Origin of the sequence: Curtobacterium sp. PhB128, from assembly GCF_004340725.1 — a bacterium.
Taxonomy (GTDB): Bacteria; Actinomycetota; Actinomycetes; order Actinomycetales; family Microbacteriaceae; genus Curtobacterium.
Genome location: NZ_SLUR01000001.1, coordinates 270,836 through 281,688 on the forward strand (window position 1 = coordinate 270,836; position 10,853 = coordinate 281,688).

General features: G+C 71.3%; 12 protein-coding genes. 9 read left to right on the forward strand and 3 right to left on the reverse strand.

Annotation, left to right across the window (positions count from 1 at the left end; all coding sequences use genetic code 11):
- The first annotated feature begins 5 nt into the window (after positions 1–5).
- The 5 genes from ruvX (at position 6) to aroB (ending at position 5,079) form a co-directional block, all read left to right on the forward strand.
- Complete coding sequence (gene ruvX / locus EDF23_RS01200; protein WP_173168791.1) at positions 6–449, forward strand: Holliday junction resolvase RuvX; 444 nt, start codon at positions 6–8, stop codon at positions 447–449.
- A gap of 89 nt (positions 450–538) precedes the next feature.
- A complete protein-coding gene (mltG, locus tag EDF23_RS01205) occupies positions 539–2,125 on the forward strand; it encodes an endolytic transglycosylase MltG (protein WP_243648770.1) in 1,587 nt (528 codons plus the stop codon).
- Positions 2,126–2,168: 43 nt separating this feature from the next.
- A complete protein-coding gene (gene aroC / locus EDF23_RS01210) occupies positions 2,169–3,389 on the forward strand; it encodes a chorismate synthase (protein WP_123294309.1) in 1,221 nt (406 codons plus the stop codon).
- Positions 3,390–3,448: 59 nt separating this feature from the next.
- Entirely contained in the window at positions 3,449–3,985 is a 537-nt protein-coding gene (locus EDF23_RS01215; RefSeq protein ID WP_131920640.1) for a shikimate kinase, read from the forward strand.
- Positions 3,982–5,079, forward strand: coding sequence for a 3-dehydroquinate synthase (gene aroB, locus EDF23_RS01220; RefSeq protein ID WP_207895421.1), 1,098 nt, complete (start codon positions 3,982–3,984; stop codon positions 5,077–5,079). Before EDF23_RS01215 ends, aroB begins: the two co-directional genes overlap by 4 nt.
- Here aroB and EDF23_RS01225 read toward each other — a convergent pair.
- Entirely contained in the window at positions 5,076–6,389 is a 1,314-nt protein-coding gene (locus EDF23_RS01225; RefSeq protein WP_207895422.1) for an LLM class flavin-dependent oxidoreductase, read from the reverse strand. The genes aroB and EDF23_RS01225 overlap by 4 nt on opposite strands.
- 394 nt (positions 6,390–6,783) lie before the next feature.
- Here EDF23_RS01225 and EDF23_RS01230 point away from each other — a divergent pair, with 394 nt between their 5' ends.
- The gene (locus EDF23_RS01230) at positions 6,784–7,398 is read left to right on the forward strand and encodes a nucleoside deaminase (RefSeq protein WP_131920070.1); all 615 of its coding nucleotides are present in this window, start codon (positions 6,784–6,786) and stop codon (positions 7,396–7,398) included.
- A gap of 7 nt (positions 7,399–7,405) precedes the next feature.
- On the opposite strand, the gene EDF23_RS01235 is transcribed toward EDF23_RS01230, so the two are convergent.
- Together EDF23_RS01235 and EDF23_RS19455 are read right to left on the reverse strand one after the other, a co-directional pair.
- Entirely contained in the window at positions 7,406–7,585 is a 180-nt protein-coding gene (locus tag EDF23_RS01235) for a hypothetical protein (protein ID WP_123671703.1), read from the reverse strand.
- Positions 7,585–7,887 (reverse strand): hypothetical protein, encoded by a 303-nt coding sequence (locus tag EDF23_RS19455; protein ID WP_131920071.1) that lies wholly within the window; start codon positions 7,885–7,887, stop codon positions 7,585–7,587. Before EDF23_RS19455 ends, EDF23_RS01235 begins: the two co-directional genes overlap by 1 nt.
- Before the next feature lie 135 nt (positions 7,888–8,022).
- Between EDF23_RS19455 and EDF23_RS01245 the strand changes: the two genes are divergently transcribed.
- The 3 genes from EDF23_RS01245 (at position 8,023) to nusB (ending at position 10,832) form a co-directional block, all read left to right on the forward strand.
- The gene (locus EDF23_RS01245; protein ID WP_131920073.1) at positions 8,023–9,714 is read left to right on the forward strand and encodes an AarF/UbiB family protein; all 1,692 of its coding nucleotides are present in this window, start codon (positions 8,023–8,025) and stop codon (positions 9,712–9,714) included.
- A 90-nt stretch (positions 9,715–9,804) separates the two neighbouring features.
- Entirely contained in the window at positions 9,805–10,368 is a 564-nt protein-coding gene (efp, locus tag EDF23_RS01250) for an elongation factor P (protein WP_111083909.1), read from the forward strand.
- Positions 10,369–10,379: 11 nt separating this feature from the next.
- Positions 10,380–10,832, forward strand: a complete 453-nt coding sequence (nusB, locus tag EDF23_RS01255) for a transcription antitermination factor NusB (protein WP_123294314.1) — start codon at positions 10,380–10,382, stop codon at positions 10,830–10,832.
- Positions 10,833–10,853 lie beyond the last annotated feature (21 nt).

Genomic DNA, 10,853 nt, shown 5'->3' on the forward strand with positions numbered 1-10,853 from the left:
TGGCGATCCGGTCCGGGCGGCGGCTCGGCGTGGACGTCGGCCGTGCCCGGATCGGGATCGCCGTGTGCGACCGCGACGGGTTGCTGGCGACGCCGGTCGAGACCGTGCGCCGCGACGACTCGACCGACCTGCGTCGGATCCTCGAGATCGCGGACGAGTACGACGTGCTCGAGCTCGTCGTCGGACTGCCCCTGTCGATGTCCGGCGGCGACACCCCGTCGACGGACGACGCGCGGGCGTTCGCGGCCCGGATCGCCGAGCGCCGCCCGGTCCGGCTGGTCGACGAACGACTGTCCACGGTGACCGCGCAACGCGGACTGCACCAGGCCGGCAAGAACACGAAGAAGTCGCGGTCCGTGATCGACCAAGCGGCCGCTGTTATCATTCTGCAACACGCGCTCGACCACGAACGCAGTGCCGGTGCCCCTCCGGGCACCACGCTTCCCTGACAGGGCAACCCGCCGCGACCCGGCTGCCCTTCCGTCACCCGAGGACGACGGTGCCCAGGCGGAGTTCCCGACCGAGAGACCGAGAACCGTTGGCAGACGATCTGGACTGGAACGCGATCATCGCGCCCGGCAACGAAGCCGAGCGGCGGAAGACCACTTCCGACCGCGCAGCAGGTACCGATGACCGTGATGACTCCGCGCGGGTGACCCCGCAGCCGGACCGTCCGATGTCCCGTCGCGAGGCTCGGGCGCTCGAAGCGGAACGCGCTCGTCGCGACGCCGTTCCCGGGCCCGACTCCGAGCCGGCACCCGAGGAGCCCGCTGTCGCTGCCGACCGCATGGACCCCGACTCGACCGCTCCGCGCGAGCAGCCGGCACCGGAGCCCGTGCGACCGCAGCAGGCGGCCCCTGAACTCCATCCCGAGGTCGCCGCGCTGCTGACCGGCGAGGTGGTGCCCTCGGCGCCCGCCGTCGGCGGAGCCGGGTCCGACGGGCCCGACGGTACCGACGACGCCGGGCGCACCGGTGGCGGTGGAGCCGCGGGAGGCGGCGGACGTGGTGGCCGTGGCGGACGCGGGGGAGCCTCCAGGCCGCCGCGCGAACCGCGCCCGAAGCGCCGTCGCGGGCCGCTCATCGCCGGCATCGTGATCGTCGCCGTGGTCGTGGCCGGCGGGGTGAGCGCGTACGCGTTCGCTGCCCCGAAGATCCAGCAGATCGTCGCCGCGGTCAGCGGCTCGACCGAACCGGACGACTACACCGGCTCCGGCAAGGCCAAGGTCACCATCACGATCAAGCAGGGCGACATCGGCGAGAACGTCGCCGCGACGCTGCAGCGCAGCGGGGTCGTGAAGGACTCGAAGGTCTTCTACAAGCTGCTGCTGGCGTCGCCCGACGTGCAGTTCCAGCCGGGTTCGTACTCGCTGAAGAAGCAGATGAGCTCGAAGTCGGCCCTGGCCGCGCTGCAGGACGAGAAGAACCGCGTGCAGGCCTCGATCGTGATCCCCGAGGGCACCGCGCTGGCGGACATCGAGGCCGGCATGGTCTCCAAGGCCGGGCTCACCAAGACCGAGGTCGCCAAGGCCGCGAAGGACGTGTCCGCGTACGACCTGCCGTCCGGCGTCACCACGCTCGAGGGCTGGCTGTTCCCCGCGACGTACCCGATCAACCCGGGGTGGACGGCGGAGCAGTACTTCGGGTCGATGGTCGACACGATGAAGGAGCACCTGGCCGCCGCCGGCGTCAAGGAGGCCGACCAGGAGCACGTCATCGTGTTCGCGTCGCTCGTGCAGAAGGAAGCCGGCCTCGCCGCCGACTACCCGAAGGTCGCGCGGGTGTTCCAGAACCGGCTCGACCAGGGCATGCGCCTGCAGTCCGACGCCACCGTCGCCTACGGCACGGGCAACACGCACACCGTCACGACGACCGACGCAGAGCGCGCCGACGAGTCGAACGCGTACAACACGTACGTGCACGAGGGGCTGCCGCCGGCACCGATCTCGAACCCCGGGGACATCGCCATCAAGGCCGTGACGAACGAGGCCCCGGGCAAGTGGCTGTACTTCGTGACGGTGAACCTGGAGACCGGCGAGACGGTGTTCTCGAACACCTACGACGAGCACCTCGTCGCGGTGAAGCAGTTCCAGGCGTGGCTCCGGGCGCACCCCGACTACCAGTAGGGCGGCGACGTCGCACGGCGGTGCGCTGTGGGAGGATTGCAGCATGCTTCGTTGGTTGACTGCTGGTGAGTCCCACGGACCCGAACTGATCGCGATGCTCGAGGGCCTGCCCGCGGGTGTCCCGGTGTCGTTCGAGTCCATCCGTACCGATCTCGCGCGCCGCAAGCTCGGCTACGGTCGCGGCTCGCGCATGAAGTTCGAACAGGACGAGCTGCACGTGTCCGGCGGTGTCCGGCACGGGTTCTCGCTCGGCAGCCCGATCGCGATCCGGATCGGCAACACCGAGTGGCCGAAGTGGGTCGAGGTCATGAACCCCGAGCCGGTCGAGTCCACCGAGATGTCGCGTGGCCGCAGCGCCCCGTTGACCCGCCCGCGTCCGGGCCACGCCGACCTGGTCGGCATGCAGAAGTACGGCTTCGACGAGGCCCGCCCGATCCTCGAGCGCGCGAGCGCCCGTGAGACCGCGGCCCGCGTCGCGCTCGGCGCCGTCGCGAAGTCCTTCCTCGCCGAACTCGGCATGCGGTCGGTCGCGCACACCCTGCAGGTCGGCACGGTCCGCGTGCCGGACGGCACCGACCTGCCGCTCCCCGACGACGTCGACCGTCTCGACGACGACCAGCTGCGCTGCTTCGACGCCGACACCTCGGCGCGCATGGTGACCGAGGTCGAGGCCGCGAAGAAGGACGGCGACACCCTTGGTGGCGTCGTCGAGGTGCTGTTCTACGGCGTCCCGCCGGGGCTCGGCTCGCACGTGCAGTGGGACCGTCGGCTCGACGCCCGTCTGGCCGCGGCGATCATGGGCATCCAGGCGATCAAGGGCGTCGAGGTCGGCGACGGCTTCGCGACCGCTGGCCGTCGCGGCTCCGCGGCCCACGACGAGCTCTACCGCGAGGACGGCGAGATCTACCGCACGAGCGACCGTGCCGGTGGCACCGAGGGCGGCATGTCCACGGGCACCGTCCTGCGCGTCCGTGCGGGCATGAAGCCGATCGCGACCGTGCCGCACGCGCTGCACACCGTCGACGTCGTCTCGGGCGAGGACGCCTCGGCGCACCACCAGCGGTCCGACGTCTGCGCGGTCCCGGCCGCCGGCGTCGTGGCCGAGGCGATGGTGGCGCTCGTGCTCGCCGACGCCGTGCTCGAGAAGTTCGGCGGGGACAACGTCGTCGAGACCAAGCGCAACCTCGACGCCTACCTCGCGTCGATCCCGGAGACGCTCCGCACCCGTCGGACGGAGCCGGCGGCACCGGCCGACGCGTCGTGAGCACGACCGGCGGCGGCGCCGCGCGAGGTCTGGCTGCGCCCGTCGTCGTGATCGGCCCGATGGGCGCCGGCAAGTCCAGCGTCGGCAAGCGCGTCGCGAAGGCGCTGGGTGTGCCGTTCACCGACACCGACCGGGTCATCGTCCGCGAGCACGGACCGATCCCCGGCATCTTCGCCGACCGTGGTGAGCCGGCCTTCCGTGCCCTCGAGGCCGACGCCGTCCGGACCGCCCTCGGCACCGGGGGCGTCATCGCCGTCGGCGGCGGAGCGGTGACGCACGCCGCCACCCGCGAGGCACTGTCCGGCGCCCGCATCGTCCTGCTCACCGTCTCGCCCGAGGCCGTCGCCGAGCGGATCGCCGGCTCGGACCGGCCCCTGCTCGCGAACGGCGGCATCGACGCCTGGCAGACGATCATGGACGAGCGTGCGGCGACCTACGCCGAGCTCGCGCACGTCGTCGTCGACACCTCGCGCCGTCCGATGTCCCGGGTGGTCGACGAGGTCGTCACCTGGCTGCGGAGCGACAGCAGCGCCAGCGGCGACACCAGCGCCGGCCGACGCGACGACACCAGCACCACCACCGAAGGAGCACCGTGACCGACCCGATCCTGCCCGCAGGCACCACCGAGATCCGCGTCGGCGGTGACGACGGCTACGTGGTGGCGGTCGGTTCGGGCCTGCTCGCCTCGCTGCCCGCGATCCTCGGCCCCCGCGTCGCCAAGGTCCTCATCGTGCACGCCCCGACCCTCGGTGCGCGGGCGAACGACCTGCGCGACCTGCTCGTCGACGCCGGCCTCGAAGCCCTCATCGCCGAGGTGCCGGACGCCGAGGCCGCCAAGCGCATCGAGGTCGCGTCGTTCTGCTGGCAGATCATGGGCCAGTCCGACTTCACCCGCACCGACGCCGTCATCGGCCTCGGCGGCGGTGCCGTCACCGACCTGGCGGGCTTCGTCGCGGCGACGTGGCTGCGCGGGGTGCCGTACGTGTCGGTGCCGACGAGCGTGCTCGGCATGGTGGACGCCAGCGTGGGCGGGAAGACCGGCATCAACACGAACGAGGGCAAGAACCTCGTCGGTTCCTTCTCCGCCCCGCGCGCGGTGGTCGCCGACCTCGACCTCGTCCGCACCCTGCCGCGCAACGAGATCCTCACCGGCTTCGCCGAGATCGTGAAGGCCGGGTTCATCGCCGTGCCGGAGATCCTGGACATCATCGAGTCCGACGTCGCCCGCGTCACCGACCCGACGTCGCCGGAGTTCCGCCGCGTGGTCGAACTCGCCATCGCCCTGAAGGCCGAGGTCGTGTCCGACGACTTCACCGAGCAGGGACGACGCGAGATCCTGAACTACGGTCACACGCTCGGGCACGCCATCGAGCACGCGGAGCGGTACCAGTGGCGGCACGGTGCTGCGGTGTCGGTCGGCATGGTGTTCGCCGCCGAGCTCGCACGCCTGACGGGCCACCTCGACGACGCGACCGTGGACCGGCACCGGGCGATCCTGGACTCCCTGGACCTGCCGACGTCGTACGGTCTCGGCCGGTGGCAGGGCCTCCTCGCCGCGATGCGTCGCGACAAGAAGGCCCGTGCCGGCATGCTCCGCTTCATCATCCTCGACGGTGTCGGCAAGCCGGTGATCCTCGAGGGCCCCGAGGACCACCTGCTGTTCACCGCCTACCAAGAGGTCGGCGTCTAGTACTTCTGCACGCCCAGGTGGTCGCGCAGGTGCGGTCCGGTGTACTCGGTCCGGTGCAGTCCGCGGCGCTGCAGCTCCGGCACGACCTTCTGGGTGAAGTCCTCGACCCCGGCCGGGAAGTGCGTCGGCACCGCCAGGAACCCGTCGCACGCCCCGGCCTCCGACCACGCCTGCATGGTGTCGGCGATCGTCGACGGTGACCCGATCATCTTCCGGTGGCTGCCCTCGGCGAAGTACCGGGCGGTCTCGATGACGGACAGTCCCTGTTGCCGTGACACCGCCATGATCGCTGCCCGGTGCGACTTGCCGGCGTTCGACTCGGGCAGCTCCGGTACGGGCGCGTCGAGGTCGAACTGCCGGAAGTCGACGCCACCGGCGAGGGGCTTCAGGTTGCTCAGTGCCAGGTCGTCGGGGATCAACGCCATCATCCGGTCGGCGAGGTCGCGGGCGTCCTGGTCGGTGTCGCCGACGATCGGGGTCATCCCGACGAGCACCTTGACGTGGTCGGGGTCGCGGCCGAACCGTTCGGCGCGCGCTCGGATGTCGTCGCGGAACGCACGACTCTCGTCCGGGTCGGACTGCAGGGTGAACACGACGTCGGCGGTGCGCGCCGCGAGTGCGCGGCCCGGCTCCGACGCACCCGCCTGGAACACGACGGGCCGTCCCTGCGGGCTCCGACCCGTCGTCAGCGGTCCTCGCACGCGGAAGTGCTCGCCGTCGTGCTGCAGGAACCGCATCTTCTCGATGTCGAAGTAGGTGCCGGACTCCTTGTCGCGCACGATCGCGTCCGGGTCCCACGAGTCCCAGAGCCCGGTGACGACGTCGACGAACTCGCTCGCCCGCTCGTACCGGGCGGCGTGCTGCACGTGGGCGTCGAGTCCGAAGTTCTGGGCTTCGTCCTCGTTGAAGGACGTCACGAGGTTCCACCCCGCGCGGCCCTTGCTGATGTGGTCGAGGGTCGAGAACCGCCGCGCGAGGTTGTAGGGGTCGTTGAAGGTCGTGGTCGACGTCGCCGCGAGACCCAAGTGCGTGGTCCGCATCGCCAGGGCGGGCAGGAGCATCGTCGGGTCGAAGTGGATCGAGCGGGGGTTCGCCGCACCGTAGGTGTCGCCGGCCAGGATGTCATTGCTGCGCCGGACTGCGGCCTGGTCCTCGAAGAACAGGGCGTCGAGCTTCGCCGCCTCGGCGAGTTCGGCGGCGCGGACGTAGTGGTCGATGCCGAGGTCGAGCTCGGGGACGGCGTCCGGCAGGCGCCAGGCGCCGAGGTGGTAGCCGGGGAACAGGAACATTGCGAGGTGGATCGTGGTCACGGGGGTCCTCTCGGAGGGGACGGTGCAGCAGGTGGGTGGGTGCCTCCGGCGGGCGGCCGGGAGGCACGGAGCAGGGTGCGCGGATCGGCGCGGCTCGGCGAGACGGCGCGCTCCAGGGCACGTGGACCGCCCGGCGGATCGGCGCGCGGCGGTCAGACGGACGAACGGTCGGTCGAACGGACGTCAGTGTCCGTGCGCGATGGCGCCGCGGGGCCAGCAGCGGGACGCGGCGGTCGCGTGGTGTGCCGTCATCGTCGCCCCCCCCTGTCGCCCGTGCTCGTGTCGCGTTCTCCCACCGGCTCGAGCCGGTGGTGGACGACGCTACGGGCGCGGTGTTTCGGCATCGTTTCGATCGGGAAACACCGTCGAAACGATGCGCCGTTAGCGTCGCCGCATGTCTGCAGCAGCCCTCGCCCCGTTCCCGACCGAGCTCCGTGTCGGCGTCCCCGACTGGCTCCGCGACGCGCAGGCCGCTGCTCCGGAACACCTCGGCACCCGTGCGGAGCGGTTCGCGCTCGTGAACGCCCTCGCCGAACGGAACGTCGAGGAGGGCACCGGCGGGCCGTTCGCGGCGGCCGTCGTCGACGAGGACACGGGCGCGGTCGTCGCCCTCGGGGTGAACCTGGTGCTGCACACCAACCTGTCGTCGATGCACGCCGAGGTCGTCACCCTCGGACTCGCACAGGCTCGGACGGGGGCCTGGAACCTCGGCCGTGACGTCGGCCACCGGCGTGTGCTCGTGGTGAACGCCCAACCGTGCGTGATGTGCCTCGGGGCCCTGCTGTGGTCGGGGGTCTCCGCGCTGGAGTTCGCCGCCGACGGAGCCACGGTCGAGCGGATCACGGGCTTCGACGAGGGTCCGGTGCCGGGGGACTGGCGCGAGCAGCTCGTTGCTCGGGGGATCGACGTGCACCAGGAGCACAGCACCGGTGCCGAGACGGCGCTCGAGCGCTACCGCGACCTGGTCGAGTCGGGCGCCACCGCGCGCTACAACGGCAGCGGTGCCTGAGCCGGCGTCAGCGCAACACCCGCCGCGTCCGTCGCCACCACCACTTGACGTGCATCGAGACGGTGAGGACGCCGGTCCGCTGCCATTCCCGGAACTCCGCGACGGTGGCTCCGTTGTCCCACGCGAAGAGCACGTCGTCGTCCGCATCCACGTCGGGCGCATCCGGCAAGGGTCGCAAGATCGGCATCAGGTGGACTCCTCTTCCTCAGGGTGGACGTGATCGGCGGCGGTTCGCCTCCGGAGTGCACGAGTGGCGAGCCGTCGGTCCGCCTTCGACCACCACCGTACGGTCTCGGGTTCCCGGAGCACAGTTCTCGAAATGTCGTATGCAGGGCCGCCTCGTGGCTGGGCGAGCGACCAGGTGAACCGCTTCCAGGCGTGCTCTCGATCGGTCGTCCGCCGGCTCTGGAACGCCCCGAACCAGCTGACGACCGCCGCCACGATCGCCGCGCCGGCGGCGATGCACGCCGCGATCAGTGCTGTCTCCACGGGGCAAGCCTGCGGCAGTGGGCGTGTCCCGACGGGACACGCGAGCCGACCTGTGGATGCCGGACCGCGCCTCCCGGCCTGTGCAGGACAACGGGCGCACCCGGCGGACCCAGCAGCGGGGAGCAGACTGACGACGTGCCCAACCCACCCCGACTGAGCGACCTGTCCGGCTCGCAGGAGGCCGACACCGGCACCCTCCGGTCCCGCGGCCGCCGGTTCACCGAACTGCTGTCGATCGCGAGACGCCACCGCCTCGTCCCGTTCCGTCGCCTCGACTTCTCGCACGACCCGGCCACCTCCGACCTGCGCCGCAGTCAGGCCGAGCACCTGCGCCGTGCGCTCGAGGAAGCGGGCGGCGGGTTCGTGAAGATGGGCCAGCTGCTCTCCACCCGCGACGACCTGCTGCCCGAGGAGTGGACCGAGGGACTCGCCCACCTGCAGCGCAACGTCACCGCCGCCCCCGCCGACCAGGTGCTCGCCCTGCTCGAACAGGAACTCGGCGCACCGGTCGACCAGGTCTTCGCGTCCTTCGACCCGGTGCCCGTCGCCGCGGCCTCGATCGCCCAGGTCCACCGCGCCCGCCTGCCCGACGGCACCGCGGTCGCGGTCAAGGTGCAGCGTCCCGGCATCGACGCCGCCGTCCGCCGCGACGTCGACATCGCGCTCCGTGTCGTCCGCTTCATGGCGCGCTGGTCGACCGAGGCCCGGCAGGTCGGCGTGCAGGACGTGGCTGCGCAGTACGCCGACGACCTGGTCCGCCAGGTCGACTTCGTCTCCGAGCTGCGGAACCTCACCGCCCTGCGTGCCGCCCAGGCCCGCAGTGCCCGTCCGGACGAGGTCCGGTTCCCGGACCCGTACCCGGACCTGTCCGGGCGCCGCGTGCTCGTGATGGAGTTCCTGGAGGGCGACACGCTCAGCGCGATCCGCGCCGAGCGCGCGGACCGCGACCTCGACGGCCCGATGCGCGCGATCCTCCGCGCGTTCCTGCGCCAGGTCGTCTTCGACGGCCTGTACCACGCCGACCTGCACCCCGGGAACGTCCTGGTGCTGCCCGACGGGCGGCCCGCGTTGATCGACTTCGGATCGGTCGGGAGGCTCGACCCGACCCTCCGGGACACGGTCCAGGACCTGCTGGTCGCCTACCTGCAGGACGACACCTCGCGGATCGCCGATGCGGTCCTGCGGATGGCACCGGTGCGCGACGCGCACGACGAGCCAGACTTCCGTCGGGACATCGCGCGCTTCGTCGCGGACGAGCTCGGACCGGGCGCGCGCATCGGCGTCGAGACCGTCGACGACGCCGTCGAGGTGTTCGGGCGGTACCGGCTCAAGGCGCCGCCGGACTTCGTCGCCGCCGCGCGGGCGCTGGCGATCTTCGAGGGCACGCTCCGGACGCTCGCGCCCTCGTTCGACCTGCTCGAGGAGTCCCGCGGGCTCGCCCGTGAGCAGATCACCGACCAGCTGCGCCCCGGCAAGCTGCGCGACCTGGCGGCGAAGGAGCTGATCGGCGTCGTCTCCGCGGCCCGACGACTGCCGCGCCGGGTCGACCGGATCGGCGAGGCGATCGAGACGGGCAAGTTCACCGTCAACATCCGGCTCTTCGCGGACCGCCGCGACCGCGAACTCGTGTCCGGCATGATCCGGCGCATCCTGCTCGTGCTGCTCGGCGCCGGTGCCGGCATCCTGGCGATCGTCTACCTGGCACTGCCCGCCCGACCGGACGCGGCGATCTCGACCGCGGTGGCCGGGGCACTGCTCGGGGGAGCGGCCGTGGTGCTGCTCGGCTGGGCGGCGATCGACTCCTGGCGCGCCCGGCGACGGCGCTGATGGCGACGGGCGGGCGTCCGCTACACTCGTCCGGGGCCAGCGCGGCCCGAAGACCTTTCACAACACGACCGAACGGGACACCGAAGACTCATGGCCAGTACCACTGACATCAAGAACGGCGCCGTTCTCATCATCGACGGCCAGCTGTGGTCGGTCGTGGAGTTCCAGCACGTCAAGCCCGGCAAGGGTGGCGCGTTCGTCCGCACCAAGCTGAAGAACGTCGTCTCCGGCAAGGTCGTCGACCGCACCTTCAACGCCGGTGCGAAGATCGACACCGCCGTGGTCGACCGCCGCGACTACCAGTTCCTCTACGAGGACGGCGACTCGTACGTGTTCATGGACACCGACACCTACGACCAGATCCCGGTCTCGGCGACGGTCGTCGGCGACGCGAAGAACTACCTGCTCGAGTCCGCGATGGTCACCATCGCGATGAACGAGGGCAACCCGCTCTACGTCGAGCTCCCGACGTCGATCGTGACCGAGGTCGAGACCGAGCCGGGCCTGCAGGGCGACCGCTCCTCCGGTGGCACCAAGGACGCGACCATCATCGCGACCGGCCACCGCATCCAGGTCCCGCTGTACCTCGAGAGCGGCACCACGGTGAAGATCGACACGCGCGACGGCAGCTTCCTCGGCCGCGTCAACTCCTAGGCGACGTCCGTATGAGTGCTCGTTCGAAGGCCCGCAAGCGCGCCCTCGACATGCTGTACGTGGCCGAGGTGCGTGAGCTCCCGATCACGGACGTCCTGGCGACCGAGACCGTCCGTCACCTGGACCAGCCCGAGCGTGCCTCGAGCTGGGACTACGCACGGCAGATCGTGACGGGCGTCGATGACGCCCGCCACGAGATCGACTCCGTCATCATCGACCACGCCCAGGGGTGGTCGATCGCCCGGATGCCGGTGCTCGACCGCTGCATCCTGCGGATGGCCGTCTGGGAGCTCCGGTTCAACCCGGAGGTGCCGGACGCCGTCGCGATCGCCGAGGCCGTCGAGCTCGCCCAGTCGCTCTCGACCGAGGACTCCGCGGGCTTCGTGAACGGTGTCCTCGGAGCCGTCGCAGGCGGTCGTGCACCGTCCGGTCGGACGGTCGCAGGGGACCAGGAGTCCCGCTAGGCTTGTGCACGTCAGCATCCT

Bases quoted from the DNA above. Each gene is read 5' to 3' on its own strand.
- nusB (WP_123294314.1), top strand. From the start codon at position 10,380: ATGAGTGCTCGTTCGAAGGCCCGCAAGCGCGCCCTCGACATGCTGTAC.
- efp (WP_111083909.1), top strand. From the start codon at position 9,805: ATGGCCAGTACCACTGACATCAAGAACGGCGCCGTTCTCATCATCGAC.
- EDF23_RS01235 (WP_123671703.1), bottom strand. From the start codon at position 7,585: ATGCCGATCTTGCGACCCTTGCCGGATGCGCCCGACGTGGATGCGGAC.
- aroC (WP_123294309.1), top strand. From the start codon at position 2,169: ATGCTTCGTTGGTTGACTGCTGGTGAGTCCCACGGACCCGAACTGATC.
- EDF23_RS01230 (WP_131920070.1), top strand. From the start codon at position 6,784: ATGTCTGCAGCAGCCCTCGCCCCGTTCCCGACCGAGCTCCGTGTCGGC.
- EDF23_RS01215 (WP_131920640.1), top strand. From the start codon at position 3,449: ATGGGCGCCGGCAAGTCCAGCGTCGGCAAGCGCGTCGCGAAGGCGCTG.